Raw genomic sequence first — 23,462 nt, forward strand, 5'->3', positions numbered from 1 at the left:
TAAAAATATATATCCGGGTCGCATCCAAACGCCGCTCGCATACGTACAGGGAGCGTACCTATCATAGGTTATCCTCAAATGAGGATGGTTTCGGCCGGTTGTTTGGCGCGGCAGCGATACGGAACGAAAGAATCATCCGTGAATTGTAAAGACATAGGCGCCTGTGACGTGCCCCCACAAGCCGGCGCCGGAGTATGAAAGCCCTGCAGCAATGCGGGGCTTTCTATTTGGTGAAGGCTTTCGCCTTGGCTTCGCCGACCGTATCGGCCATTGCCGCACCGCGGCTGCCCAAGGGACGCGGCTGACCTGTCGTCGAATCTTTTGCCGTCTGATGTTCCATTTCGGCGTTCAGCTCGGCGCCGACAAGAACGATGGCCACGGACAGCCAAATCCAGGTCATGAAGCCCACCGCCGCGCCGAGCGTGCCATAGGTTTCGTTGTAGGACGCAAAGTTCGCCGCATACCATGAGAAGAGCAGCGAAGCTGTGAGCCACAGGCAGGCGGCGATGACGCTGCCGACCGACAGCCAGCTCCAGCGCGCCTCGGAACGGCTTGGGCCGTAGCGGTAGAGCAAAGACAAAGCGAAGCTCGCGAGCACGAACAGAGCCGGCCAGCGCAGCGCCGCAATCAGCCTTTCACTAAGGCTTTGCAGGCCAAGCGCCTCGATCAGCGCCGGAACGACGGCGACGGCCGACAGGCCGAGCACCAGAAAGACAAGAGCGCCGCCTGTAAAGCACAGCGACAGGAGATTGAGCCGGACGAAGGACCGCTTCTCCGTCTCGTCGTAGATGACATTGAGCGCGTCGAAGAAGGCCTTCGCACCGGCATTGGCGCTCCACAGCGCAATGGCGAGGCTGAAGAGAAAGGCGAAACCGAGCGCGGTATCTTCGCCCGAGGTGAGGCGGACAAGCTGTTCGCCGATGATCTCGACGCCTCCGGATGGAACCACGCCCGCGAGCAGGGACAGATGTTCGGCTAAGGTCGCCCGGTCGGCGACGAGGCTGTAGAGCGAGACGAAGGCACTGATGGTCGGGAAGACGGCGAGCAGAACATAGAAGGTGACGCCCGCAGCGACCGCCAAAAGCCGGTCGTCGGATATCTCGCCGAAGGTGCGGTAGAGAATGTCCTTCCAGCCGAGCAGCGGAATTTGCGCCGGAGTGTCGGCATAGCGGCCGCGTTCAGCGGCGCTGTCGCGGGTAAGCTCCGCTGCGGGATCGGCATTTTCCTTTTCGGGTCCCGCCTCGAGGCGGCCGGCAAGTTTAGCGCGCGCAGGGCGCGGCGCGGGCGGACGCCGCGACCGCCAGACACTGAGTCCGGCCAGCGATGCGCCGATGCCGAGGGCAAGCCATCGGGCGGCTTGTGTGTGTCTGTGCTCCGCTTCTGTGTCTGACGGCATGACCGATCTCCGCAGGCAGGAACGTTCCGACACACAGTCTGGTTCTCGGCTTCCGGAACCTTCCGGCCGCGCCGAGATTCTGACTGTGAGGATTTCAAGGAGGCCATCATGGCGGACGACAAGACGAAAACCGGGCAGGAGGATCGCAGCCGCGTTTCAGGCAGCGAGGATTATGAGGTGGCGTATATCGCCGAAGAGGCCGGGATTTCGGCAGACAAAGCGCGCGAGCTGATCAAGCAGCACGGGCCGGACCGCCAGAAGGTTCTCGAAGCTGCGAAGCGATAGCGGGCGTGGGAAAGCAGAAAGAACGCGCGCTGGAACTTTCGGAACTGGCACGCAGCATTCTCGTCCATACGGGCGTCGCGACCTATTGCGACGACCACAATTATCTCAGATGGGAAGACGACAAGAGCGCCGAGAGATACGCCTATTCGCTCGGCGCCCATATCGTGAAGCGCCGCCAGTTCAGATGCGATCCGGCGGATTTGAAGAAGGCGATCAGGACGGAAATAAACGGGCTGCTTGAGACCTGCCCGGATTGTCCGGACTGTTGATTTCGGCTGTCTGCCGAACCCGCTTGACGCCCCCCACCAAATCACCGCCCATCGCTCATCGGACGAGCACGCGATCCTGAGGCCACCTTTTTAGGAGAGGCCCGGCATGCCCCAGCCTCCCGGAAACCGGTCGAGGCAAAGTGCGTAGCTATGTTCCGGGGAGATTCGATGCCAATTTTGAAGAATGCGCGGCATGAGTTGTTCGCGCAAAACCTCGCACGAGGAATGACCCAGCGCGCCGCCTATTACGCCGCCGGTTATCGTGCGAGCAAGCAGATGGCCTGGCGGACGGCGCAGCAGCCCGAAATCGTCGCCCGCGTTTCCGAACTTCGCGAGAAAGCCGCGCGTCGCTTCGAAGTGACGATGGACGGTCTTATCGAAAGGGCTGAGGCGGCACGCCTTCTAGCGATGAACACCGAGCAGCCCGCAGCGGCTGTCGGCGCCATCAAAGAGATGGGCGTCCTCACGGGCCTGCGTGTCGAAAAGCGCGACAACACTATTCGTCCGGTCAGGCAGTTGACCGATGATGAGCTGACTCTGATTGCGCTGTCCGGGACGCCGCCGTTGATTGAGGATTTAGTCGCCGAAGAGGATGAAGAAGAGGAAGAGCTTCTTCCGAACTAGCTTTGATGAATGCTCTTATGGGCTTTCGAGTAGCCGAGCCGAAGGCCGACACGCTTGGAGCCGCACTTCGAGCAAACGAGTTTGGGTGCCAGATCGTTATGCTTCGCGCCGTGCCTGCGCCCGAGCTTTCGGGCCAAGGCTTTCAGATCCAGTTCGCGGCCGTGATTGCAGCCCCGCGCGTAGCAGTAGGCGCTAAGGTCCGTCTCGCTGTCGATGAGTTGGCCGATGGTGTCGTAAACGCCCATCGCGGAAGAATTCCGCGAGTCGTTTCGGACCTCTACGCATCGGGAGTTGACGACAGATTGTGTGTGGAGCCGTTGACGCCCTCCACCAAATCATCGCCTCTCCATTCCCGGACGAGCACGCGATCCTGAGGCCACCTTTTGGAGAGGCCCGGCGTGCCCCAGCCTCCGCAAAATGCGCCGAGGCAAAGTGCGAAGCTATGAGGTGTCCCGGACAAGCTGCACGTAGTGCAGCGCCAATCCGGGACCCAGACATAAGCGCGAAGCGCATAATGAACGGCGTTCGAACTCGGATGTTTCCGAGTTCGATTCCAACATGCTCAAGTCGGGAACACCCGACTTGAGTGCCGTTCTCATATCTGGACCCCGGATCACGCGACACGGCTTCGCCGTGCGCGGTCCGGGGAACACTTCCCACAATCGTTAGAGCATCGATCGAGGGCCGCGTCTTTATGGACGACAAAACCACTCATTCACGGCTGATCGACATGTTCGAGGAGGCGGAGGAGGCGAGCGCGCAGAGCCGCGACCGCGCCGGGCGCGACCTCGATTATTACGACGGCAAGCAATGGACCGCCGACGAAGCGCGGCTTCTGAAAAAGCGCGGCCAGCCCGTCATCGCCTGGAACCGCATCCGCGAGAAGGTGGATTATCTGCAGGGCGATGAGCGCAACCGCCGCACCAAACCGCAAGCCCTGCCGAACACGCCGAGCCACGAACAGGACAGCCATTCGGCAACGGACGCGCTGCAATTCATCTGCCGCCAGAACCGCTATGACGAGACGCGCTCGCGCGTCTGGGCGGACCTGCTCAAGGCCGGCTGGGGCGGGGTGGAGATCAGCGTCGAGCCGAAGACCAATATGCTGGGCGCGAGTGCGCTGACGGGGCCGGAATTCCGCGTCATTGTCCGCCGCTGCCAATGGGACCGCATGTTCTGGGACCCGCACTCTTCCGAAGAAGATTTTTCCGACGCCGCCTATAAAGGCATGGTCGTCTGGATGGACCGCGAAGAGGCGGTGCGTCATTACGGCGAAGACGCCGCCGAGGTGTTCGACGACACGGTGCAGGCGGTCAATGCAGGCACGAGTTTCGACGACCGGCCGAAAGGCAGCTGGGCCCGCGCCGGCAAAAGGCAGCGCATCCGTGTCGTGCTGATCTATTTACGCAACTCTGATGGCGGCTGGGATTTCTGCGAATTCACCAAAGGCGGCATTCTGCGCGACGGGCCTTCGCCCTTTCTGGACGAAGACGGCAATACCGAGGACCCGTTTGTCTGGCGCTCGGCCTATGTGGACCGCGAGAACAACCGCTACGGCGTTGTGCGCGACATGATCGATCTGCAGGACGAGATCAACAAACGGCGCTCGAAAGCGCTGCACCATTTCACGGCGCGGCAGACCTTCGGCAATCAGAAATTCAAGGCCGGCTCGGCCGAAAACAAGAAGCAGCTGGCGCGCCCCGATGGGCATATCGAACTGGCGGGCACCGCGCAGTTCGGCACCGATTTCGGCATCATCCCGACCGGCGACCAGGCGGCGGGGCATTTCGAACTGTTACAGCAGGCGACCGCGGCTTTCGAGACCATCGGGCCGAACGCCGCCATGGTCGGCAAGAAAGGCCGCGCCGAGAGCGGGCGCGCGCTGCTGGCGCAGCAGCAGGGCGGGCAGGTGCAGATGGGGCCGCTGACCGATGCGCTGCGGCAGCTCGATTATGACGCCTACCGCAAAATCTGGAACCGCGTGCGCCAATACTGGACAAGCGAGACCTGGATCCGCGTGACGGACGATGACCGCACTCTGCGCTTTGTCGGCCTCAACGAACCGCTCACCGACGCGTTGGGCAATGTGGTGGGGCTGAAAAACGACATCGCGCGCATGGATGTCGATATCGTCATCGAGGAGGCGCCGGCGGGCGCGACGCTTCTGGACGAGCAATTCGAAATGCTGGTGAACCTCAAACGCATGGATGCGGGCAATGAAATCCCGTTCAAGGCGATTATCGCAGCAGCGCCGAATCTGCGCGCCAAACAGGACATGCTGCGCATGATCGACGAGAGGGAAGCGCAGCCGCCGAACCCGCTGCAGACCGCGGGCGCCGAGGCCGAGCTTGAGGGCCTCCGCGCCGAGGCGCGGCTGAAGCATGCGAAAGCGATGCGGGAGGAGGCGGGCTTTTAGAAGATCAGATCGATGACGCCGAAGACGACCAGAAGGCCGATGACGAAGATGATGCCGACGGCCCACAGCAGAAGTTTGATCATGGGGTGCTCCTTGACGTCCTCAGTAACGTCCGAGGACGGCGTTTGGCTCCGCTGAGCCTTTCTCCGGACGGCAAGGAACCATGTTTTCCGGGAGGTGTTCGTTTTTCGAGCATCAATCCGAAGGACATGACCCATGGCCGAGACCCTGACCGCCGCCCCGACCACCAAACTGGCCGAGAACTATCCCGCGCCGCCGTTCAAGGAGCAGCGCCAGCCCTGGCCGGGCCTTGCCTCGAAAATGGAGCCGCGGCCGGACCATGGCGAGACAAGCTATAAAGGCTCGGGAAAGCTGAAGGGCAAACGCGCGCTGATCACCGGCGGTGATAGCGGCCTTGGCCGGGCTGTTGCAATTGCTTACGCGCGAGAGGGCGCGTCCGTCGTGATCAATCATCTTGCCGCCGAGGAGGAAGACGCGAAGGAAGTTATCGACCTTCTGACCCGCGAGGGCCTTGAGATTTCCTCCATAGCCGGCGATCTGCGCGACGAAGCCTTCTGCCGGGAACTTGTGAGAGAGGCGGCGAAGGAACTCGGCGGGCTCGACATTCTGATCAACAACGCCGCGCGCCAGCAGACGCGGCCGTCGATCGCCGATATCACAAGCGATGATTTCGACGCGACGATGAAGACCAATGTCTATGCGCCGTTCTTCCTGACCAAAGCGGCTGTGGAGCTGATGACGGAAGGCGCCGTCATCATCAATACATCCTCCGAACAGGCGGCCGATCCTTCGGAAGATCTCGTGGACTACGCCATCACGCGCGCCGCCATGCTGAACTTCACAAAGTCCATGGCCAAACAGCTCGGGCCGAAAGGCATCCGCGTCAATGCGGTGGCGCCCGGACCGTTCTGGACGCCGCTGCAGGTTTCGGGCGGGGCGACGATGGAGAAGCTGAAGAAGTTCGGCTCGAAAAGCGTGCTCGGGCGTCCCGGCCAACCGGCGGAAATTGCGGCTTTGTATGTCGCCGCCGCCGATCCGACGCTCGGCTTTTCGAGCGGGCAGATTTTCGCGGCGACCGGCGGCGGGCCGCAGCCTTCGTGACCAAAGCCATGAAGGTGCGAAAATTTTCCATCGCCGATGCGGCGCTGCAAAGATCGCCGGGACAGGACGCCGAGATTTTCGCCGGCAATCTTGTCGATGAAAGGGACGGTGCGGCTGTCACCATCGGCTATGGGCGCTATGCGCCCGAGCAGAGTCTTTCGGAGACCATGGCGGTCGACGACATCATGATCGTTCTCGAAGGCCGGATCTCGGTGTCGTCGGACGGTCCAACGGTGACGGCGGGGCCGGGCGAGATCGTACATATGCCCAAGGGCAGCGAGGTGATTATCCGTTCGCACGAAGAGGGTGCGCTCACGGCCTATGTGACCTATCCTCATTGGCGGACCGCACGCGCTTAACGAGTGGTAAACTTCTGGGGCCGCATTGTAGCGGTGAGGGACGCCGGGGGGCGTCTGCCAGAAGGCACACGTGATGAACCTCCCTAATGAAGAAATCTGTCCCGTTCCGCTGTCATTTCTCTCCGATCTGATGCGCACGCAGGGCGTTGCCGCCGGCGCGCTGATCAACACGCTCGATCATCCGCTGCGCGCGCAGCTTGCTCTGTTCTGTTACCGGCGGGGCCATCTGCGCCAGCTCGCACAGGCGATCGCCGCGCAATGCACGCGCGGGGAATTGCGCGAAGTCGGCCTGATTGCCGGCGATGCGCTGTTTGTCGCTTCGCGCGACACGACGGCTTCAACGAGTGGCTCGAAAATCAGCCTGGCGCGGATCCAGGCGGCTTGAGATTTGGCCAGCCTTGGCGAGCGCATCGGCGCTGATTGACATTCAGAAGTTAGTTGGCCTTCCGAGGTGCTTTCGCTCTCTTGAACGACATCTGAGAGACTGGAATGAAACGCAAAACGATATCTTTAAACTTGCAGACGTGTTGAAGATGCTCACTCATCAGCTTCAATTCAAACTGTGCAATTAGAGGGAGGTCGTGCTTCGACGGCAGGGCTTTCCGATTATCGCAGAGAAGCCACACACAGACCCGATAGTCCGAGCCTAGTACGTCTTTTAGGTCCGGTTTGATGTGGTTCAGATACTTATCTCTTGTAGCGCTTGTTGAAGCGGCGATTCGTTCTCGGATATCGCGCAGAAATGTTTCGTCTCTTAAAAATCCTTCGCAATAAAATCGTGTTTGCGCAAAGAGATATGTGACCGCTGAAGATCCCTTAAGTGGCTTGCAATTAATAATCCTCATCGTTCCATCGTCGGTCAGATCGAGGATATCGCAAAATTCTTTGTCCTTACGTCCAGTTCCGACTCTAAGTTTCGCTTGATCAAAAAGTATCGCCGTGGGACGACGTTTGCAGACCTCTTGGTTGAACAGCTCCTCTTTGTTCTTCATTTCGGCTACGTTGCCTATCGCGATATTCTTGTATTCCTGCTCACATGCTTCTTCGCGAACATGCGTCTTAACAAAAGTCTCTATCGCCTGCCTGAAATCTCTGCTGACGATCTTCCATTCGCCGTCTGACAAAACATAATACTCGTCGTCGAGCGCCGACTCAAAAATCAAGCAATCGTACAGGTACCACCATTTCTGGGAGATGACGCGCTCTTCTGAATGTGAGTATGCAAAGATGCGACGTTTCCTGAGACCTTCTAGTGTCAGATTATTCAGGCCAACTTCATCAGCTAGCTGCTCCGTATCCAAATACGCGTAGATATTATTGTCGTTCTTGGCGTTGTCTGAATAACTGAAGCTGTACTCATCGTTTGGAATGAACTCAGGCACCCACAGCTGCACGTCGTCAAACCTCCTTTCCTTGAGAGTGGCGAGCAGAATTTTATCAAGAAGCAAACTTTTCTCTTCGGGCGCTGGCTGGAAGTTACGATAGTTTGGGAACAGGTCGACGTAGTCGTTACGATCATATGCGTCCAAAAACGCCCTACAGCGTTTGACCAGACCAACCCAAGAAAGCTTTTCCCTGCCAAGAATTTTAATTGTCAAATGATCTCGGCCCTGAAGCGTTACGCCTTGTTCGCCTTTGATATGAGCGGAAATGAATTTGAGATCTTCGCCGTCGCTCAGTGCAAAGGAGAATGCATCCGAGGGGCGACTGACCTGTCTTGCGATGCTTGTAGGTACCAATGAGTTGCTGTGGGTGTGGGTTTGACGAATTTCCTCGTTCCCGCACATATTCATCGCGGTCTTTATGCCGAAGTCTCTTTCTATCGATTTGCGATTTAACGCTGTTCCAGCGCTTCGACCGAAAACTGAAAGTACCCAACGTCCGGCTATCTCGATGCCGAGAATACCGTTGGCGTTCGGGCTTTTTATAGCTGCGAGTGACTTCTGTTCGTCGTCAGCCAACTGAGCGTTTATGAACTCAAGCCACGCAGGTGTTTTCTTCGTGGTGATAGATTCGAAGTACAAAAATCGACAGGCGTGATCTTCCACTCGAAACGAGTGGTTCGAATAAGCGTTGCGCTCTCTAAGGTCGCTTTCCCAGTCGATAACCTCGTCGAAGGTCAGAGCTGGTTTGGCCAAGTAGAACGAAATTTGTCCGATCTCGGCGTCTTCTAAAGGCGCTTCCAAGTCAGCCTCCCGACCACCAATATTACCGGGGGTTGAGCGGCGCACAAGGTGGGTTGTGTATTTCGTCGGGTAAAAATCCCGCCGCCGGGGTTACGGGCGATCGCGCCGCCTGCGCGTAAAAATGAGGGCAGGGTGGTGCCGACCTTCTGAACGGGCAATCACCGCCGCCGGGTGCTGATTTCGCCGAAACCGGAAACATCCGGCTTCGGTGCCGGGCGTACGTGCATTCCTTCCACGCATAGAGGAACCCGACTGACATGAAAGATCTGGACGCCATCATGGCGGACCGGGACGGCGAAGCCGTGCCGGATGCGCCGGCAGAGTTTAACCCCGAGACCGCCGAGCCTGTTGCTTCTCCCGAAGACACAGGCGAAGCGCGGCACGGCACCGTTCCGCATCAGGCGCTTCACGCCGAGAGGCAGAAAGCCCGACGGCTGGAAGAGGAAAATGCGGAGCTGCGCCAGCATCTCGACGGCATTGCGACAAAGCTTTCGCAGCGAGAGCGCACGCCCGAACTCTGGGACGACCCCGATCTTTACCTCGACCACCGCATGGCGCCGCTGGCCAGCGAGATCGGCGAAATGAAGGAATTCGTCTCCGAAACGCTCGCGGTCCAGACCTATGGCTCCGATGCGGTGGAGGCTGCGAAACGAAACGCCGAAGACCTGGCACGGTCGGGGGCGCCTGAGTTTCAGGGCCTGTGGGCGCGGCTTTCCCGCTCGCGCCACCCGATGGACGAACTTGTCAGATGGGACCGGGAGCAGAGCGCGCTCAGAAAGTACGGCGCAGATCCGGACGCCTATATCGCGTCCGAGATCGAGAACCGGCTGTATGGGCGCGCTTCTCCTCACGCAGCGCCTGCCGCGCGGCAACAGCTTCCTTCCTCTTTCGCCGCCGCCCGCTCCAGCGGGCCGCGCGGCAGCGGAGGCGGCGGGCCGCGCTCGCTTTCCGAAATCATGAACAGATGAGGTAACAGGACATGGCCGAGACACGCGCCACTCCCGCTTTGTCGCCCACGATCTGGGACGACGATTTTTCAACCGAGTTTTACCAGACCAATCCGTTCGCCGCCTATTCCGGGACCGGCACCAACAACCCGATCGTGATGAAGGAAGATTTTGCCGCCCGGCGCGGCAATGGCATCACCTTCGAATTCATCACCAATCTCAAGCGCGGCACGATCTTCGACCGCCAGCCTTTGCGCGGCCATGAAGACAAGCTCGGCGAGTATGGCGACAAGGTTTCGTGGCGCTTCCGCAAGAAGGGCATTTCGATCCATGAACTGGATGGCGACAATGCCGCCATCGACCTGCGCGAAGCTTCGCGCGGTGCGCTTCGAATTTGGGCCGACGAAGACGTCAAATGGGAGACCATCGACCGGCTCGGCGATGTCGGCGAGAATTGCGACGTGCCGTTCGAGATCGCAACGCCGACGCAGAAAAGCGCCTGGGTGGAGAACAATCAGGACCGCGTTCTCTTCGGCGCGGCGCGCGCGAACTACTCGACCAATTTCGCCACCGCCGCCGGCAATGTCGATGCGACAAACGACAAGCTCACGCGGCGTTCGCTGTCCCTCCTGAAGCGGCTGGCGCTCTCCGCCTCGCCGCGCATCACGCCGATCCGCGTGCAGGAGAAGAACAATCGCCGCTATTTCGTGGCCTTCGCGCATCCCTTCGTGTTCCGCGATTTCGTCGCGGACGCCGAAGAGGTGACGTCCAATGTCGCGGTGATCGAGCGCAATGAGGGCATTTTCCTCGGCGGCGACCGCGAATGGGACGGCGTCATCCTGCACGAAGTCGACGACATGCCGGTCTATACGGGCATCGGCAATGGCGGCATCGATATCTCGCCGGTGCACCTGCTGGGCCAGGAGGCGCTCGGCTTCGCCATCAAGCAGCGCTACAAATCGCGCACCCAGGAAGACGATTACGGCCAGGTTCAGGGCCTCGGCATGATCGGCAAATGGGGCATGAAAAAGCTCTGCTACAATGCCGGCTATGGCGGCGACGATGCGAGCGTGCACGGCAAGCATCGCGGCGTCGTGACCGGCTTTTTCTCCGCCGTCGGCGACTGACCCCTCGCACCACTTCTGACTTTTTGAAAGGAGCCCATCATGGGTAACTACTGGACAAACTCTGTCCGGCATCCGGAAGATGTGGGTGTCGGGCATATCCGCCGCACGGTCACGTTCGATCAGAAAAGCGTCGATACGGGCATTCCGGTCGGCGCGCTCGAAGCGGGCACTGTTCCGCTTCGGGCCTATGCCGTCATCGAGACGGCGTTCAATGCCGCAACGACCAATGTGCTCGTGCTCGGCTCGGCGGCGGACGATGACGGTCTTGTCACGTCCGCCAATGCGGTGGCCGGATCACTCGGCCTGAAAGCCGGGACCGGCGCTCTGCTCGGCACGCCGCTTGCGGCCGACACCGTGTTTTTCGCGAAGTACACGCAGACGGGCACGCCGGCCACCACCGGCAAGGCGACCTTTGTCGTCGAGTTCGTCAACGCGCGCGAAACCGCAGCCTGAGCCGGACGCCGGACTCGGATGCTTCCGAGTCCGGCGATCTTTTTGCTCAAGCCCGGCAACAGCCGGGTTGAGTGGGAGAGCGATGAGCTCTCCCCGTTGTTCTTCTTAAGGGAGACATCATGACCAAGCGCATTCTGACCTATACGCCGACAGACGAGACGGACGCATCCGTCACCACCTATGGCCATGTGTTTTCCGCGGGCGTGCCGCTCGATCTCGGCGAGGACGAAGCGGCGTATGCGCGGCTGAAGGGCAATCCGGAATTTTCCGCCGACGGCAAAGAGAAAAGGACGAAGGCGAAAGCGGATGTGGAGCCTCAGCTGCCGGCCGATCCCTCCGCCGATGAAAGCAATGACGGCAAGGACGCAAAGACGCGTGCGGCGCTGCAGGCGCGCGCTCTGAAGACCGCGAAGGCCGAGGCCGGCAAAGAGAGCGTGTGATGCCGAAAACGCGGACCGATCTCATCAACGAGGCGCTCGATATGCTCGGCGTCACCGGCACGGGGCAGACCCCGTCGGCCGAAGACCGCGCCGTGATCGACGGCAAGATCGAACCGAAACTCGCCGAGCTGTCGCGCCGCGAGATTGTTTATGTGCCCGATCCCGATGCGGTTGACGACGAAATCTTCGATGCGCTGGCAACTCTTCTGGCGGAAGAAGCGGGGCCGAAATTCGGAAGGCCGCGCGATCTCGGCGTCCGGCTTGAGGCAGAGGGACGACTGATCGAAATGCTGGGCGGCTCCAGACCCGAGACGGTTGCCGCGGAGTATTTCTGATGCCGGATATTCCGCTGCCGCTCTCATCTTCGCCCGGCGCGACACCGCTCGAAGCGCAGGGGCGGCTGATCAATGCCTATGTCGAGCCGCTCGAAGGCGGCGAGGGCAGCTATGTGCGCCGCCGCGTGCCGGGCCTGATCGAAGCGGCTCCGGACAATGAGGCGCTCGGGCCGGTGCGCGGATTTCATTTCGTGTCGAACACGCTGCTCATCGCGCAGGGCGGCAAGCTGTGCAAGATCGTTGCGGACGGGACACGCAGCGTTCTCGGCGATCTGCCGGGCACGGGAGCGGTGACGATCGCCTCCAACAACAAGGCGCCGATCCCCGATATTCTCTGTGTCACCTCGGCGGGAATCTACGCGCTGACGATTTCCGGTGCGCCGGTTTCCTTCACGGATCCCGATCTGCCGCAGCCGAACTCGGTGTGTTTCATCGACGGCTATTTCATCATGACGCTGCGCGACGGGCGCGTCTTCGCGTCGGGTCTCAACTCTACGACCTTCTCAGGCGTCGATTTTGCAAAGGCGGAAGCCAAGGCCGGCGGGCTTTATCGCGGCGTCGTCTTCGGGCAGCAGCTCTATCTGATGGGGCCGAACGCGACCGAGGTCTGGTACAACGCGGCGAACCCCACCGGCTTTCCTTTTACCCGCGCCAGCGTCATTCCGGTCGGCCTCGTTGCACCGACGGCGGTTGCCGGCATGGAGGATGGGTTCAATCTTGCGCTGATCTGGGTGGGTTCGGACCGCCGCGTGTGGCAGCTGACCGGCGGATATACTCCGCAGCCGATCGCAACGCCCGATGTGGCGCGCGCTCTGAGCGAAATCGCCGCCGCCGATATCTCAACTTTGATCTTTACCGCCGGCGAGCACGCCTGTTGCGCCATTACAGGCCCGGACTTCACATGGGTCTACGATCTGTCGACCAATTGCTGGCATGAGCGCGCAAGCTATCGGACGCCGAACTGGCGGGCCTCGATGTCGGCGCGCGCTTTCGATGCCTGGTTCACGGGAGACCGCAAGAACGCGCAGGTGCATAAGATCAGCGAGAGTGCGCAGGAGGAATCCGGTGAGCCGCTGATCTTCTGTCTCAGAACAAAACCTGCCGCAGCCTTTCCGAACCGTGTGCGGATCCACCGAGCCGATTTCGGTTTTGTGATGGGGCGGGGCCTCGTCGACGGCCGCGAGCCGATCGAGACAGATCCTGTCGTTCGCATCCGTTACTCCGACGACGGCGGCAATAGCTTCTCGCAACCGATTGAGCGTTCGCTCGGGCGGCATGCAAAATTCGACACGCGCATCACCGTCAACCGCCTTGGTCTGACCGGGCCGTTCGGACGTGTATACGAGCTCGAAGTGTCGGATCCTGTTTATGTCGGCCTTCTGACGGCGAGCCACGAAGCCGAAGCGCGAATGAATTGACGGCCGCTTGATCCCTAACGGCGCAGCGTACAGCGCACCGGTATCGTATTGGGGTCGTCGAAGTCTCCGTCGGGCCTGATAACCCCGGACATCGTCCATGGGCGCTTTTCGTGAATCTTGTCGATGGCAATCGGAATGTCGAACAGGATGTACTTACCCTGCGGGTCATCGAAACCGAAGACAATGCCCTCCTTCAGATCCACAGTCTTGCCGGCATATGTCGCGGTGTGATCGGTGAAGTTAAGGCGGGCTTTTTCCGAGCCCCATTTGCAATCGTAAACGACCGGCGCCGCCTGCGCGGCTTGGGCAAGACCGAACACGAAAGCAGCGGACATCATAATTTTTCGACGGCTCGGCACAGCATTTTCCCACATTTCGTAATTTGAGGGCGCATGTCTGATTATCAGAATTTAAGCCACCTTTCTACTTACGACTCAAAAGGCCGTAAAGTTCAGCCTGAGGGAATTGTATTCCATCACACCGGCGGACGGCGCGACAATCCGGGTACCATCCAGGTCCTTAATGAGCGTGGTTTCTCATCCAATTTCGTCACGGATCGTGACGGGAATATCGCTTACAGTGTTACTCCGGGAGCCTATGCTTCGCATATGCGGCCAGGCGGCTTTCGAATGAAGAATCCGCCCGATGCAATCCGCCGGTTCAACAACAGTAACATGCTGGGTATGGAAGTGTCGGCGGCGGACGATGGCGACATTCTGCCTGAGGAGATTGCCGCGAACCTGAAATGGGCCGCCGATATGGGGATGACTTACGGGTTCGACCCCGGCAAGACTGCCTATGGGCATGGAGAACTGAACGGCCACAAACGTCCCGATGAGGGATACACGATCACCAACGCGGTTCGGCAGCACCACCCGCAGTCTCAGCAAGAAGCGCTGATGTCTCCTGCGCGAATGGCTAATCAGTATGCGCCTGATTTTGGTATGTGGGCGGCGCCGTCCACTCAGGGTGTAACCCCGCGGTCCGTCCGGGCAGCTCGCGAGCGGGGACTGTCCGTATCGCCGACCATGCCCGGAGCAATCAGTCCTGCGCGCGGCAGCTTCGCGACCGCCGGCGAAAATCGCTGGCCGGACGACGTACATACTTTTCCGGAAAGCGGGGGTGACCTTTCGCGCGCGGAAATGTTTGCGCTCGGACGCGATCCGAAGTTCCGGCAGCTTGCCATCGAAATGCTGACGGGCCGGGTGACGCCCAATCAGAAGGTCGATCAGGCGCATGCCCGCCTTCAGTCCTTTGCTCCGACGCGGATGGCAATGGATGTGGACTATCAGCCGCTGCCGCGCGATCGATCCTACCTCGGATTATGGCGATAGCGCGATCCGATGGCCGATCTTCCGCCGCCGCCGCCGCCGCAGGCCGATTTCGTCAATCCTAACACCGGCCGTCCGACCGAGATTTTCTATCTCTGGCTCGTCAAAGAACTCGTCACAAAGATCCGTGAGCTCGAAGCGCGGATTGCAGCACTGGAGCCTTGAACACATATGGGCTTTTTATCCGGACTTTTAGGCCTCGATGCCGGCAAAGCAAAAATGAAGGCCGCAAAGCAAAACCGCGCCGAGATCGACGCGCTCGGTAATCGCGGCTTCGGTTATATCAACGAGGGCGAGGACCGATCGCAGGCCGCGCTGAACGAAGCGGCGCGACTCTACGATCCCTATGCGAATACCGGCACGCAGGCGGGCAATATGTACGCCAATGCGACGGGGCTGAACGGTGCCGCTGGGTCCGATGCCGCCCGCGCCGCCTTCCGCGCCGGGCCTGGTTATGACTTCCAAGTCGATGAAGCCATGCGTGGCGCCGAGCGTGCGGCCTCGGCCGGCGGCATGCTGGCCTCCGGCAATCTGATGGCGGAGATGCTGGCGCGCGGTCAGAACCTTGCCAATCAGGAATATGGAGGATGGCTCGACCGGCTTTCCAACCAAGCCGGACAAGGGCTGCAGGCCGCGCAAGGAAAAAGCGGCATGCTGAACAATCTCGCCAATATCTATCAGCAGACGACGGGTCAGCGGCTTGGCCTCGACACTTCGATTGTTGCGGGCCGTATGGGCGCGGCAAATCAATATGCCGAAGGCAAGGAAACGAACAAGGGTGCCTGGGCCAATCTCGGCTCGGCGCTCGGCAATATGACTGGCAAAGCCGCGTTCGGCGGAATGTGAGGAGGTGCGATGAGCTATTTTTACGATCTGACGCCTCAGGCCGTTTCCGTCCCGGTGGCGGGGCAAGGCCTTGTGCAGGGGTTTGCGGAAAGCCTCGGGCCGCGGCTCGACGCGTATCGGGCGGAAAAAGCCGACGAAAATCAGTGGCGCGATACGCTGAATGCTTTCCCTGAAAATCCGGGCGGCTTCTCGCGTGCGCAGATGTTTGCGCTCGGCCGTGACCCGAAATACCGCGATATTGCTATCGAAATGCTCACCGGGCGGATGAAACCCCAGCAATTTATGGGGCCGGCGCAGCCGGCATACGGCGCTCGACCTTTCGGCCCCTCGCGCATGGCGGCGGATGTGGACTACCACGAGGCGGAAAGCGGCGGTGCGTACTTCAATCCGTACAGTGCGGGTTGGATGCGATGAGCTTGTGAATGAGCTATTGCTTGGGACGGCGGCTTCTATAGTTGGATATCGTTCTCGTCGATAAAATCGATGATCTGCCGGTCCTCGACAACATCCGAGTCGATGCTTTCCAAAGCCGTCCGCAGGCGGTGCTGATGGGCGTCGCGAGTTGCGGGAGAGACAGGCCCCCTGCGGATCTTCTCTTCAAACTCTTCGAGCGATTTTGTGTAATAGTGGTTGAGCTGTAGATTTTGTGACGCGTAGAAATCGGGAGTTTTTCGCTGCTTGCGCGTGAACACCTTTCCAACGTCGTTGCAGGTCATCTCACCGTATTGCCGCGTTTCGAACTGGTGAACGCTGACTTCCGTGACCTCGCAGGGGTCGACAACGCATTTGAAATTCGTCGCATTTTTTTTTCGACTGATCGGATCGGTCGCACGTTGGACGAAGTTTCTGAGAATACCACCATCGGGTTTAGCTTTGTGACCACTGGTCCCGAACATGTGCCAGGGGAGGGAGACATTCGGAAATCCGCCTGTACCTTTGAGGGCCTCTTCGACAGTGTTTCCCAATTTCGGCAGCAGGAACTCGTCGACGTCAATCAGCGCCATCCATCGGAAGGCGGCGCCGAAGTTTAGAATTGCATGAGCGAAAGCGACCACCTGGCTATTGAACTGCTGGCCGTCCGACATGTCGATCATGCGCCCGGCCCAAGGCACCAGCGTCAATTCCGCGTCGGACAATCTTGCTTTGATTATGCTCGCTGTCCCATCGGTTGAGCCGTCATCGTAAATGATGAAATGGCGGATTCCGACGGCCTGATGAAAGGCAAGCCACTCGTCGATGTAGCTCTCTTCATCCTTCAGCATTGTCACGATGGCGACCCCGTGGCGGTTGGGTCGAGGCGCGGGAGGATCGATGCGAAGATGTTTGGAGAAGGGCAGGCGCTTTTTAAACAGTCTCATTACGTGATTGGCACCTAAACCGAGAGCGTTCGGGCCAATAGATTGGCCCGAAAAAGCTAAAAGGCCATAGGATACACGAGAGCTAGGGTCAACCTTGAGACCTAGTTTTGGAGCCGCAAACCACTAATCCTCAGCGGCCCAGGCCTGTAGATCGCGGTGGCTGGTCATCTTCGTAATGAGTCTTTCTCCGGCGCGCCGCAGGCGGTGGAGCCTGAGCGACGCCCTTTCAAGAAACGTTATTTCTGAGGCTACGTGGCGGACAACGCGTCCCTCCGAGATCCACTTGTCGAAGAGCGCACGTTCTGCAGTCCAGTCGTGACCATACTCACCGGCATGGCCAAAACCGAACAGGTGAAGAATGGCGTCGGGATAAAGTTCCATCAGATGAAATGCGCCGGCTAAACCGGTGCTTGGTTTCATTCCTTCTTCGGACTTTAGCCGCCGCAACTGCTCGACACAGGCAGGAGCGTATCCGACAACCTTCAAGGGCTTATCGATAACGCCGGTCGCCTCACTCTTAAGGGCGTCTACGTCTTTCCGCTTGTAATTGACGATCCATATTTGCTTGGCCGAGCGATAGGCTCCTGTATGGAAGCCGTCGGTGAACGCAAGCCGCCAAGTGTGCATGACAAGTACGTCTGTACGTCTTCCCGCCAGGCCGAAAGTCTTGGCACGGTTAAAGCGCATTACGAGATCGTACTGGTCAATGACGCGAGAGAATTCGCGGCCGACTCTTCCATTTCCAACAACTGCGATACGCATAAAGCGGTTTGTATTCCAAATAAAAGCCGCCGTGCAAGCATTTTGCCAATTCAATCAATTTCTGGAGCATCCGTGATACGATACCTCTCTAGCGCTGTGATCGTTCTCCTGCTTACTGCAGCACCTCCGGCCGATGCGGCGGGGTTATGGCCACTCTCCTATTCGCAGCGCCACGATGCGAACGGCAGACCTTATCCAGGTGCCAAAGCGTATTTCTATGATGCCTCGACTGGCGATCCGATCATCGTTTATCGCGAATATTCTTTGGCGACGCCGCACACAAATCCAGTAGAGGCTGACGCCAACGGCGTATTTCCTGGAGTTTATATTGATGGCAGCGAAGACTTTTACCGGTTCCGTGTAACAACCGCGTTTGGGTCTGTACTATCCGACGACGCTGTCATTCCGAATATCGGACCATCTGAAGGCGAGGGCGGTGGGCCACCGGAGCCGGTCGAAGCGACGGCCCTCGCCAAGACCGGCGATATCAAAGCCCGTTATGGCGTGGGCACCCATATTGGATGGCTGCCGTGCAACGGTTTGACCATTGGATCGTCGGTTTCGGGGGCAAACTATGCATCGTCAGATAACGAAGCTCTCTTTCTGTTCCTATGGCAGGCGGATGAAACCTTAAGTGTCGTCGGAGGTAGAGGTGTGACTGCGGCTGCAGATTGGGGGGCGAATAAACGGCTAAGTTTACCCGATATGCGGGGGCGTGTGCTCGCTGGCCTCGATACCATGGGCAACGGAGTTGCCGGTATTCTGCCCGGCCTGGACGCAGTCGGAGAGATCACCGGAGACGATTCCGTTTTGCTTACTGGTGGCCAGATTCCTCAAATCGACGGCTTTACCAGCTCAGACGGTTTGCACGGCCATTCGTATCGCTTGAATCTACAGGGCGGAGAGAGTTCAGCCGATGGCGGCGGTTTTATGGTCGATCGGGTCGATGGGGGACCTCAACTCAACTACCCAGCTTATACCGGAACGCCGGATGAAAGCCTCGGTCACCTCATCGGTGGATCCGGAGTTCACAGCCATACGGTCACCGTGGGCTCAGCGGTGCCAAGTGCGGTTTCTCGAGTTCAACCGACCTTCGGTATTTCATTTTACATCAAACTATAAGGCGCTGATATGTACACGGGAACTTTTGGCCCCGCTTCGAATCGCGCGGATTATCGCGAAACTATTCAACTTCGAACAGCGGATGATGCGAATTTTCTCGAGATCGAAGAAATCGAAATCGTTGTGGGCAATCCAAACCGTTGTGCCGCGCTGCGCAAACTCCTTTCGCAGGAGCAGATAAGTTACGATGAAGAACTCGGGGAGTTTACTTTTATTCTGAAGGCGGAAGAGCTTCGCGGCTTTTCTGCTGGAACCTACGATATGGGCATCGTTCTGACGATTGAAGGAGCTCGTGAACAGCTCTTTACAGGAGAGATCGTGATCTTGGATGGAGTCGTTTCATGACGACAGTGCTACTGATCGATGCTCAGCCTAAGATCAGGTCCTCACGTCTGGCAAGACCAAAAATCAAGATGGTGCCTAACCCAGCCCGGCAGATTCGCCTAGCAGTCCTACCGGGCTCGGTGGCGGCGCAACGCTCTGCAGAGCGCGCCGAGGCCGCCGCCGTAGCAGCGCACGCGAGCGAAGAAGCGCTCGGATTGTCGGTATCTTCTGAGTTTGTGGTACGCGCGGTTCCGACAACCTTACCCGCGGCCCGCGCGTTGAATGATAGTCCGACGATCGTGTGGGACTGGAATTCGGGGAATGCCGTCTCTGCGAATGTACCCGATCACGCCGTTGACTATACAAAGCTTCAACTTGTTGCAGCGGACAGCCTGCTCGGTTCGGTCGGAGGCGGAGAGGTGGAGGAAATCCCGGTGACAGCCGCCGGCAGAGCGCTGCTGGCCGATCCGGACGCGACGGCTCAACGGGGAACGCTGGCACTCGATCAAGTGGACAATACCTCGGATGCGGACAAACCTGTTTCAACTGCGCAGGCAGTCGCCGACAGCTTGCGTCAGTTGCACTCTGAAAAAGGTCAGGCAAACGGCTATCCCCCGCTCGATGCAAGCGCGCTGATTCCAGCGGCCTTTCTTCCATCCTATGTCGACGACGTTTTGGAGTATGCGAACACAGGTGCATTTCCGCTGGCGGGAGAAACAGGAAAAATCTATCTGGCGCTGGACACCGCGAATATCTACCGGTGGTCGGGCAGCATCTATGTCGAGATCGCGGCGAGCCCCGGTTCGGCGGATGCTGTGCCAGAGGGGTCTACGAATGTATATTTTACGGCCGCGCGTGTCCGCTCGACGCTTCTTACGGGATTTTCGGCTGTTGCGGGGGCCGCCATATCGGCGACCGATACGGTGATCGGTGCACTGCAGAAGGTCCAGGCTCAGTTAAGCGATCACGGGACGACGCTGGCCACACACGCCGCCAGCCTTCTTCTGAAAGCAAATGTAGCGTCGCCCGTACTGACGGGACTAGTCGAAGTTCAGGGCGCAGAAATCTTTAGTGGAGATATTTCACCGTCTCCGTTATCGTCCAGTACGGACGACTACAATCCTTCGGGCCTTGCTGCGGCTTCGCGCGTGCGTCTCTCGGCGTCTGGAGCCGTCAATCTCACTGGCCTCGCGACAGGGTCGGACGGCCGACGGGTCGTCCTGCATAACATTTCGGCCTTTGCGATTACTCTAAAAGACGACGTTACGAGCACCTTCACGAACCGCTTCGCGCTTAATGGCGATATCGTTCTTTCGCAGGATCAGAGCATTCAAATCGAATATGACGGCACGACGCAGCGGTGGCGTGCGATCGGAGGGATTGGCGGCACCGGCGCCGGCATCACCGACGGTGACAAGGGCGACATTGTAGTATCGGGCGGAGGAACGGTATGGGCACTGGACACGCCGGTGAGACCGCTGGGGTATCAACATACTTGGCAAAACTTTGCTGCAACGCGACTTCAAGGAACATCATATCAAAATATTACTGGAAGGCCGATCGAGGTTTTGACGCGACCCAGCAGTTCGGGTGGAAGCGTGCAAGTATCCGAAGATAATGTGACTTGGCATACGCTACTCACGGGCACGGGTGGGTCGCACCAAGCGTTTGGTTCCTTCACAGTTCCAGCCGGTTGGTACTATCGAATCGCTAATCTCAGTGGCGCAGCGACCATCTGGATGGAACTCCGATGAGATCGCGCCAGCTTGGCGTCCCGGAATAGAGCGGTAGACCGGACTCTGCTGCGAAAGCCGGATCATTTGTGAAGATCGGCAGGCCGCGATCAATGGCGCGGGAGAGAATGTGGCGGTCCTCGTCGATATGGCGTCTCGTAAGGCCTTTGTCGTTATAAGCATGGCCGGCGTTTGAGAATGAAAAGCCGCTCATCACAACCTTTTGCGCACCGAATTTGAGACACAGAAATGGAAGGATAATGCCGTTCGATGGACGCGCGCGATCCGGGATTTCCTCTCCGATGAAATCCCGGACGATCGCGAGGTTCTCAGAGCGCGTGTAGTAGTAACGACGTGAATATGTGTAACCGAGCCTTGCAAGCCTGAAGGGAGCCAAATTCACGAGACCGTTGCTCTTGGGCAGGATCAGAATGCCGGTTCCGCCTCCGGCAAGGACTTTTTTGGCATCGCGATTTGCGGGGGTGTTTTTTAGAACCGTACCGAAAAGCGTTAGGTTCGGAGACGCTCCGAGACGGTCGGCAACGACTTCGGACGCATTCACAGAAGCGACGGACCAATTGGCGTCCAGATCTGCGGGAATTGCGGCGCCCGGGCCGGAGCCGACTACCCAGACCGGGCCGCGGATGCTGGGAGGAGCGCGAAGAGGTTTGGAAAGAAGGCTGTCTAGAATGTCGCGTGGGCGGTTGCGTTTTGTGGCGCCGAGGAGCGAGCGAAGGCCCATGCCTCAATCCCGTCGCACAGGTTTTACAAGATAGCGACCGAGGCTTACGAGAGCATGGGTCGTAAACCCGCTTCGCCACGTCTTGAGGTAAACATTACTGTGCCGCATGCCGACCATTTCGGCGTAAGGAAATACTCCGCGGATTTTTGTTAGCCACCAATCCGGTGGCCTTACCGTAGCATGCGCGTTTTCGCCGTTCGGCAGAATTGCGTTGGCGGTTCGGGTATCTATGCAGAAGATGACATCGTTCGCGAGCCTTGCGATGTCGCTGAGGACCGCCGGGACTTCCTCCGTGTCGAGATGCTCAAATACATCTGTACATATCACTAAGTCGTAGCGTTCGCGAGGGATAGCGGAAATTGCCGGGATTGCTGGGTCGTAGCGGTCGCGAACAGTCAGGCTGGCACAATTGATTTCGTTGATCAGGCGGCTTTGCCCAGCACCATAATCCAGTACCGAAGCCGGCTTGCGTTCTTTAACCCAAGGCTGGATGACCCGGAGCTTGTGAACGCCGGTGTCGCCGTATCGGCGTACTCGATGAATTTCCGCGTACTGTGCGAGGTTTCGAGTCTGAACCATTTTACGGGGTCTTATCCTGACGGCTTTTGAAGGCGAGCCAGCTCGGGCTTTTCGACATGGAATTGGCGCGGCTTTGAGGCTCAATCAGCATCAGCGACAGGTCGTGTTCGGCCGCGAATACATCGACCTCCTGCATCACTTTCGGCCAGCGCGGAGAGTAGTCGTCGCCCGCAAATAGACCGCCGGCCTTTAGCTTCGGCCACCAGTCGCGCAACGTCCGACCCTCATCCTCACCTGTGTGTGCATAGCCGTCAACGTAGATAAAATCGAAAAAATTGTCAGGGAAGCGCGGCAGCGCTTCGTCGAACCGAAGCTTCAGGACGATGCTGCGCCCACCAAATTTCAGTAGACGTAGGCGAGCGCCCAAATATTCCCAGAGGTCATGCCCACGATCGCCGGCCCACATATCGACGCTCCAGAGTTTTTTGAGAGGGGCGTTAGCAAGCAGGGCTTCTGAAAATTCGCCACGTGCGACGCCGAGTTCGATGCCGACCCAGCCCGGGCGGATCAGTTTGGCTATGTCGATGCGGCGCTCGAAGGAGCCACCCAGAACGGAAGCCACGTTCGGAGGCCGGGTACCTTCAAATTTTGCTGGCTGCCATTCAGTCGGAGCTTGCAGCTCTTCGCGCCTCTTCCGAAGTCCCAAAGAGCTACGCAAACCCATGTGCCGCCTCCACCGCTCGAATTTTTTAGCGGCTGATCGGCTTAAGCGTCAACTGAACAAAGGCCGCGTGTCAGTCTGAGTGAGCAAAGCCGGAGTTCCTCGCATGCCAAAGCCTCTCTGGTATCTGGAAGTCGAGCGCCGTAAAGGACTTCACGAAGTCAAGAACAGATCCTTGCTTTCGGCGTTTCTGAAGTCCGATGGCCGCACGCTTGGCGATCCGTCGAGGCTTCCCTGGTGCGGCGACCTTGTGGAGACGGCGATCCGGACGGCGCTGCCGCAGGAAAAGGTCCCGGCAAATCCCTATCTCGCGCGCAACTGGCTGAGCTTCGGCAAGCTCGTGAAGCCCTGCCTCGGCGCCATTATGGTCTTTGACGGCGGGAAGCGGCCGCCGCCCTCCGGCCATGTCTGCTTCTATGCCGGCGAAGATGCGACGCATTTCCATGTTCTCGGCGGCAATCAGTCGAATGCGATTTCCATCATGCGCATCGACAGGAGGCGCCTTCTGAAGAACGGCACGCGCTGGCCGCTGACGGCACCGCCACCGGCGCCGCAAACGGGCGAGGTTGCCGCGCAAAGCTCCGCACTCGCTGTTTCCGACAGCGAGGCCTGATCCCGCCGCGCGGC

At 59.0% G+C, this 23,462-nt stretch carries 31 protein-coding genes; 21 read left to right on the top strand and 10 right to left on the bottom strand.

Features of this window, described 5'->3' with window-relative positions; all coding sequences use genetic code 11:
* Positions 1 to 223: 223 nt before the first annotated feature.
* A complete protein-coding gene (locus tag IZ6_RS05405) occupies positions 224 to 1,396 on the bottom strand; it encodes a YihY/virulence factor BrkB family protein (protein ID WP_222876976.1) in 1,173 nt (390 codons plus the stop codon).
* A gap of 108 nt (positions 1,397 to 1,504) precedes the next feature.
* Here IZ6_RS05405 and IZ6_RS05410 point away from each other — a divergent pair, with 108 nt between their 5' ends.
* The 3 genes from IZ6_RS05410 (at position 1,505) to IZ6_RS05420 (ending at position 2,574) form a co-directional block, all read left to right on the top strand.
* Positions 1,505 to 1,681, top strand: a complete 177-nt coding sequence (locus IZ6_RS05410) for a DUF3606 domain-containing protein (protein WP_222876977.1) — start codon at positions 1,505 to 1,507, stop codon at positions 1,679 to 1,681.
* Between the two features lie 5 nt (positions 1,682 to 1,686).
* The gene (locus IZ6_RS05415; RefSeq protein ID WP_222876978.1) at positions 1,687 to 1,950 is read left to right on the top strand and encodes a hypothetical protein; all 264 of its coding nucleotides are present in this window, start codon (positions 1,687 to 1,689) and stop codon (positions 1,948 to 1,950) included.
* A 150-nt stretch (positions 1,951 to 2,100) separates the two neighbouring features.
* Entirely contained in the window at positions 2,101 to 2,574 is a 474-nt protein-coding gene (locus IZ6_RS05420; RefSeq protein ID WP_222876979.1) for a hypothetical protein, read from the top strand.
* Here IZ6_RS05420 and IZ6_RS05425 read toward each other — a convergent pair.
* The gene (locus IZ6_RS05425) at positions 2,571 to 2,819 is read right to left on the bottom strand and encodes a hypothetical protein (RefSeq protein ID WP_222876980.1); all 249 of its coding nucleotides are present in this window, start codon (positions 2,817 to 2,819) and stop codon (positions 2,571 to 2,573) included. The two genes, IZ6_RS05420 and IZ6_RS05425, sit on opposite strands and share 4 nt — an antisense overlap.
* A gap of 449 nt (positions 2,820 to 3,268) precedes the next feature.
* Here IZ6_RS05425 and IZ6_RS05430 point away from each other — a divergent pair, with 449 nt between their 5' ends.
* The gene (locus tag IZ6_RS05430) at positions 3,269 to 4,990 is read left to right on the top strand and encodes a portal protein (protein WP_222876981.1); all 1,722 of its coding nucleotides are present in this window, start codon (positions 3,269 to 3,271) and stop codon (positions 4,988 to 4,990) included.
* Here the strand turns inward: IZ6_RS05430 and IZ6_RS05435 are convergent.
* Entirely contained in the window at positions 4,987 to 5,208 is a 222-nt protein-coding gene (locus IZ6_RS05435) for a small membrane protein YohP (RefSeq protein WP_222876982.1), read from the bottom strand. The genes IZ6_RS05430 and IZ6_RS05435 overlap by 4 nt on opposite strands.
* Between IZ6_RS05435 and IZ6_RS05440 the strand changes: the two genes are divergently transcribed.
* From IZ6_RS05440 to IZ6_RS05450, 3 genes are all read left to right on the top strand, one after another.
* Positions 5,207 to 6,112 carry an SDR family oxidoreductase gene (locus IZ6_RS05440; protein WP_222876983.1) on the top strand — a complete coding sequence of 302 codons (906 nt, stop codon included), beginning with the start codon at positions 5,207 to 5,209 and terminating at the stop codon, positions 6,110 to 6,112. The two genes, IZ6_RS05435 and IZ6_RS05440, sit on opposite strands and share 2 nt — an antisense overlap.
* 8 nt (positions 6,113 to 6,120) lie before the next feature.
* Positions 6,121 to 6,471 carry an ethanolamine utilization protein gene (locus IZ6_RS05445; protein ID WP_222877552.1) on the top strand — a complete coding sequence of 117 codons (351 nt, stop codon included), beginning with the start codon at positions 6,121 to 6,123 and terminating at the stop codon, positions 6,469 to 6,471.
* Positions 6,472 to 6,544: 73 nt separating this feature from the next.
* The gene (locus IZ6_RS05450) at positions 6,545 to 6,856 is read left to right on the top strand and encodes a hypothetical protein (protein ID WP_222876984.1); all 312 of its coding nucleotides are present in this window, start codon (positions 6,545 to 6,547) and stop codon (positions 6,854 to 6,856) included.
* Between the two features lie 49 nt (positions 6,857 to 6,905).
* On the opposite strand, the gene IZ6_RS05455 is transcribed toward IZ6_RS05450, so the two are convergent.
* Positions 6,906 to 8,702, bottom strand: coding sequence for a DUF6119 family protein (locus IZ6_RS05455; protein ID WP_222876985.1), 1,797 nt, complete (start codon positions 8,700 to 8,702; stop codon positions 6,906 to 6,908).
* Between the two features lie 212 nt (positions 8,703 to 8,914).
* Here IZ6_RS05455 and IZ6_RS05460 point away from each other — a divergent pair, with 212 nt between their 5' ends.
* The 6 genes from IZ6_RS05460 to IZ6_RS05485 all read left to right on the top strand — a co-directional run bounded on the left by IZ6_RS05460 (position 8,915) and on the right by IZ6_RS05485 (position 13,377).
* Positions 8,915 to 9,625 (top strand): hypothetical protein, encoded by a 711-nt coding sequence (locus IZ6_RS05460; protein WP_222876986.1) that lies wholly within the window; start codon positions 8,915 to 8,917, stop codon positions 9,623 to 9,625.
* Positions 9,626 to 9,636: 11 nt separating this feature from the next.
* A complete protein-coding gene (locus tag IZ6_RS05465) occupies positions 9,637 to 10,731 on the top strand; it encodes a phage capsid family protein (RefSeq protein WP_222876987.1) in 1,095 nt (364 codons plus the stop codon).
* A 39-nt stretch (positions 10,732 to 10,770) separates the two neighbouring features.
* A complete protein-coding gene (locus IZ6_RS05470) occupies positions 10,771 to 11,184 on the top strand; it encodes a hypothetical protein (RefSeq protein ID WP_222876988.1) in 414 nt (137 codons plus the stop codon).
* Between the two features lie 119 nt (positions 11,185 to 11,303).
* A complete protein-coding gene (locus IZ6_RS05475) occupies positions 11,304 to 11,624 on the top strand; it encodes a hypothetical protein (RefSeq protein ID WP_222876989.1) in 321 nt (106 codons plus the stop codon).
* Complete coding sequence (locus IZ6_RS05480; protein WP_222876990.1) at positions 11,624 to 11,959, top strand: hypothetical protein; 336 nt, start codon at positions 11,624 to 11,626, stop codon at positions 11,957 to 11,959. The genes IZ6_RS05475 and IZ6_RS05480 overlap by 1 nt, the downstream gene beginning before the upstream one ends.
* Entirely contained in the window at positions 11,959 to 13,377 is a 1,419-nt protein-coding gene (locus tag IZ6_RS05485) for a hypothetical protein (RefSeq protein ID WP_222876991.1), read from the top strand. Before IZ6_RS05480 ends, IZ6_RS05485 begins: the two co-directional genes overlap by 1 nt.
* Positions 13,378 to 13,391: 14 nt before the next feature.
* Here the strand turns inward: IZ6_RS05485 and IZ6_RS05490 are convergent, their stop codons facing one another.
* Entirely contained in the window at positions 13,392 to 13,715 is a 324-nt protein-coding gene (locus tag IZ6_RS05490; RefSeq protein WP_222876992.1) for a hypothetical protein, read from the bottom strand.
* 54 nt (positions 13,716 to 13,769) lie between these two features.
* Here IZ6_RS05490 and IZ6_RS05495 point away from each other — a divergent pair, with 54 nt between their 5' ends.
* Genes IZ6_RS05495 through IZ6_RS05510 form a run of 4 tightly spaced genes read left to right on the top strand, consistent with a single transcriptional unit; the run spans position 13,770 to position 15,968 of the window.
* A complete protein-coding gene (locus tag IZ6_RS05495; protein WP_222876993.1) occupies positions 13,770 to 14,711 on the top strand; it encodes a peptidoglycan recognition protein family protein in 942 nt (313 codons plus the stop codon).
* A gap of 9 nt (positions 14,712 to 14,720) precedes the next feature.
* Positions 14,721 to 14,873 carry a hypothetical protein gene (locus IZ6_RS05500; protein WP_222876994.1) on the top strand — a complete coding sequence of 51 codons (153 nt, stop codon included), beginning with the start codon at positions 14,721 to 14,723 and terminating at the stop codon, positions 14,871 to 14,873.
* Positions 14,874 to 14,879: 6 nt separating this feature from the next.
* Positions 14,880 to 15,554, top strand: coding sequence for a hypothetical protein (locus IZ6_RS05505; protein ID WP_222876995.1), 675 nt, complete (start codon positions 14,880 to 14,882; stop codon positions 15,552 to 15,554).
* A 9-nt stretch (positions 15,555 to 15,563) separates the two neighbouring features.
* Positions 15,564 to 15,968, top strand: a complete 405-nt coding sequence (locus tag IZ6_RS05510) for a hypothetical protein (protein WP_222876996.1) — start codon at positions 15,564 to 15,566, stop codon at positions 15,966 to 15,968.
* A gap of 35 nt (positions 15,969 to 16,003) precedes the next feature.
* Here IZ6_RS05510 and IZ6_RS05515 read toward each other — a convergent pair whose 3' ends face one another.
* Positions 16,004 to 16,912 carry a glycosyltransferase family 92 protein gene (locus tag IZ6_RS05515; protein WP_222876997.1) on the bottom strand — a complete coding sequence of 303 codons (909 nt, stop codon included), beginning with the start codon at positions 16,910 to 16,912 and terminating at the stop codon, positions 16,004 to 16,006.
* 123 nt (positions 16,913 to 17,035) lie between these two features.
* Positions 17,036 to 17,674: a glycosyltransferase family 29 protein gene (locus tag IZ6_RS05520; RefSeq protein ID WP_222876998.1), complete on the bottom strand. Its 639-nt coding sequence runs from the start codon at positions 17,672 to 17,674 to the stop codon at positions 17,036 to 17,038.
* 96 nt (positions 17,675 to 17,770) lie between these two features.
* Between IZ6_RS05520 and IZ6_RS05525 the strand changes: the two genes are divergently transcribed.
* Genes IZ6_RS05525 through IZ6_RS05535 form a run of 3 tightly spaced genes read left to right on the top strand, consistent with a single transcriptional unit; the run spans position 17,771 to position 20,874 of the window.
* Complete coding sequence (locus IZ6_RS05525) at positions 17,771 to 18,796, top strand: hypothetical protein (RefSeq protein WP_222876999.1); 1,026 nt, start codon at positions 17,771 to 17,773, stop codon at positions 18,794 to 18,796.
* 9 nt (positions 18,797 to 18,805) lie between these two features.
* On the top strand, positions 18,806 to 19,141 hold the full coding sequence (locus tag IZ6_RS05530) for a hypothetical protein (RefSeq protein WP_222877000.1): 336 nt from the start codon (positions 18,806 to 18,808) through the stop codon (positions 19,139 to 19,141).
* Positions 19,138 to 20,874 carry a hypothetical protein gene (locus IZ6_RS05535; RefSeq protein WP_222877001.1) on the top strand — a complete coding sequence of 579 codons (1,737 nt, stop codon included), beginning with the start codon at positions 19,138 to 19,140 and terminating at the stop codon, positions 20,872 to 20,874. Before IZ6_RS05530 ends, IZ6_RS05535 begins: the two co-directional genes overlap by 4 nt.
* Here the strand turns inward: IZ6_RS05535 and IZ6_RS05540 are convergent.
* The 3 genes from IZ6_RS05540 to IZ6_RS05550 are packed head-to-tail and all read right to left on the bottom strand — an operon-like array spanning position 20,837 to position 22,838.
* Positions 20,837 to 21,595 (bottom strand): hypothetical protein, encoded by a 759-nt coding sequence (locus tag IZ6_RS05540; protein ID WP_222877002.1) that lies wholly within the window; start codon positions 21,593 to 21,595, stop codon positions 20,837 to 20,839. The genes IZ6_RS05535 and IZ6_RS05540 overlap by 38 nt on opposite strands.
* Before the next feature lie 3 nt (positions 21,596 to 21,598).
* A complete protein-coding gene (locus IZ6_RS05545; RefSeq protein WP_222877003.1) occupies positions 21,599 to 22,174 on the bottom strand; it encodes a class I SAM-dependent methyltransferase in 576 nt (191 codons plus the stop codon).
* 1 nt (position 22,175) lies between these two features.
* Positions 22,176 to 22,838, bottom strand: a complete 663-nt coding sequence (locus IZ6_RS05550; RefSeq protein ID WP_222877004.1) for a class I SAM-dependent methyltransferase — start codon at positions 22,836 to 22,838, stop codon at positions 22,176 to 22,178.
* 103 nt (positions 22,839 to 22,941) lie between these two features.
* Between IZ6_RS05550 and IZ6_RS05555 the strand changes: the two genes are divergently transcribed.
* The gene (locus IZ6_RS05555; protein ID WP_222877005.1) at positions 22,942 to 23,448 is read left to right on the top strand and encodes a C40 family peptidase; all 507 of its coding nucleotides are present in this window, start codon (positions 22,942 to 22,944) and stop codon (positions 23,446 to 23,448) included.
* The last annotated feature ends 14 nt before the right edge of the window (positions 23,449 to 23,462 follow it).

It is taken from the genome of Terrihabitans soli (genome assembly GCF_014191545.1).
In the GTDB taxonomy this organism is placed as follows: domain Bacteria; phylum Pseudomonadota; class Alphaproteobacteria; order Rhizobiales; family Methylopilaceae; genus Flaviflagellibacter; species Flaviflagellibacter soli.

Coding starts and splice junctions, on each gene's coding strand:
- IZ6_RS05405 (WP_222876976.1), bottom strand. CDS start 1,396: ATGCCGTCAGACACAGAAGCGGAGCACAGACACACACAAGCCGCCCGA.
- IZ6_RS05410 (WP_222876977.1), top strand. CDS start 1,505: ATGGCGGACGACAAGACGAAAACCGGGCAGGAGGATCGCAGCCGCGTT.
- IZ6_RS05420 (WP_222876979.1), top strand. CDS start 2,101: ATGTTCCGGGGAGATTCGATGCCAATTTTGAAGAATGCGCGGCATGAG.
- IZ6_RS05425 (WP_222876980.1), bottom strand. CDS start 2,819: ATGGGCGTTTACGACACCATCGGCCAACTCATCGACAGCGAGACGGAC.
- IZ6_RS05430 (WP_222876981.1), top strand. CDS start 3,269: ATGGACGACAAAACCACTCATTCACGGCTGATCGACATGTTCGAGGAG.
- IZ6_RS05440 (WP_222876983.1), top strand. CDS start 5,207: ATGGCCGAGACCCTGACCGCCGCCCCGACCACCAAACTGGCCGAGAAC.
- IZ6_RS05435 (WP_222876982.1), bottom strand. CDS start 5,208: ATGGGTCATGTCCTTCGGATTGATGCTCGAAAAACGAACACCTCCCGG.
- IZ6_RS05445 (WP_222877552.1), top strand. CDS start 6,121: ATGAAGGTGCGAAAATTTTCCATCGCCGATGCGGCGCTGCAAAGATCG.
- IZ6_RS05450 (WP_222876984.1), top strand. CDS start 6,545: ATGAACCTCCCTAATGAAGAAATCTGTCCCGTTCCGCTGTCATTTCTC.
- IZ6_RS05460 (WP_222876986.1), top strand. CDS start 8,915: ATGAAAGATCTGGACGCCATCATGGCGGACCGGGACGGCGAAGCCGTG.
- IZ6_RS05465 (WP_222876987.1), top strand. CDS start 9,637: ATGGCCGAGACACGCGCCACTCCCGCTTTGTCGCCCACGATCTGGGAC.
- IZ6_RS05470 (WP_222876988.1), top strand. CDS start 10,771: ATGGGTAACTACTGGACAAACTCTGTCCGGCATCCGGAAGATGTGGGT.
- IZ6_RS05475 (WP_222876989.1), top strand. CDS start 11,304: ATGACCAAGCGCATTCTGACCTATACGCCGACAGACGAGACGGACGCA.
- IZ6_RS05480 (WP_222876990.1), top strand. CDS start 11,624: ATGCCGAAAACGCGGACCGATCTCATCAACGAGGCGCTCGATATGCTC.
- IZ6_RS05485 (WP_222876991.1), top strand. CDS start 11,959: ATGCCGGATATTCCGCTGCCGCTCTCATCTTCGCCCGGCGCGACACCG.
- IZ6_RS05490 (WP_222876992.1), bottom strand. CDS start 13,715: ATGATGTCCGCTGCTTTCGTGTTCGGTCTTGCCCAAGCCGCGCAGGCG.
- IZ6_RS05495 (WP_222876993.1), top strand. CDS start 13,770: ATGTCTGATTATCAGAATTTAAGCCACCTTTCTACTTACGACTCAAAA.
- IZ6_RS05500 (WP_222876994.1), top strand. CDS start 14,721: ATGGCCGATCTTCCGCCGCCGCCGCCGCCGCAGGCCGATTTCGTCAAT.
- IZ6_RS05505 (WP_222876995.1), top strand. CDS start 14,880: ATGGGCTTTTTATCCGGACTTTTAGGCCTCGATGCCGGCAAAGCAAAA.
- IZ6_RS05510 (WP_222876996.1), top strand. CDS start 15,564: ATGAGCTATTTTTACGATCTGACGCCTCAGGCCGTTTCCGTCCCGGTG.
- IZ6_RS05515 (WP_222876997.1), bottom strand. CDS start 16,912: ATGAGACTGTTTAAAAAGCGCCTGCCCTTCTCCAAACATCTTCGCATC.
- IZ6_RS05520 (WP_222876998.1), bottom strand. CDS start 17,674: ATGCGTATCGCAGTTGTTGGAAATGGAAGAGTCGGCCGCGAATTCTCT.
- IZ6_RS05530 (WP_222877000.1), top strand. CDS start 18,806: ATGTACACGGGAACTTTTGGCCCCGCTTCGAATCGCGCGGATTATCGC.
- IZ6_RS05535 (WP_222877001.1), top strand. CDS start 19,138: ATGACGACAGTGCTACTGATCGATGCTCAGCCTAAGATCAGGTCCTCA.
- IZ6_RS05540 (WP_222877002.1), bottom strand. CDS start 21,595: ATGGGCCTTCGCTCGCTCCTCGGCGCCACAAAACGCAACCGCCCACGC.
- IZ6_RS05545 (WP_222877003.1), bottom strand. CDS start 22,174: ATGGTTCAGACTCGAAACCTCGCACAGTACGCGGAAATTCATCGAGTA.
- IZ6_RS05550 (WP_222877004.1), bottom strand. CDS start 22,838: ATGGGTTTGCGTAGCTCTTTGGGACTTCGGAAGAGGCGCGAAGAGCTG.
- IZ6_RS05555 (WP_222877005.1), top strand. CDS start 22,942: ATGCCAAAGCCTCTCTGGTATCTGGAAGTCGAGCGCCGTAAAGGACTT.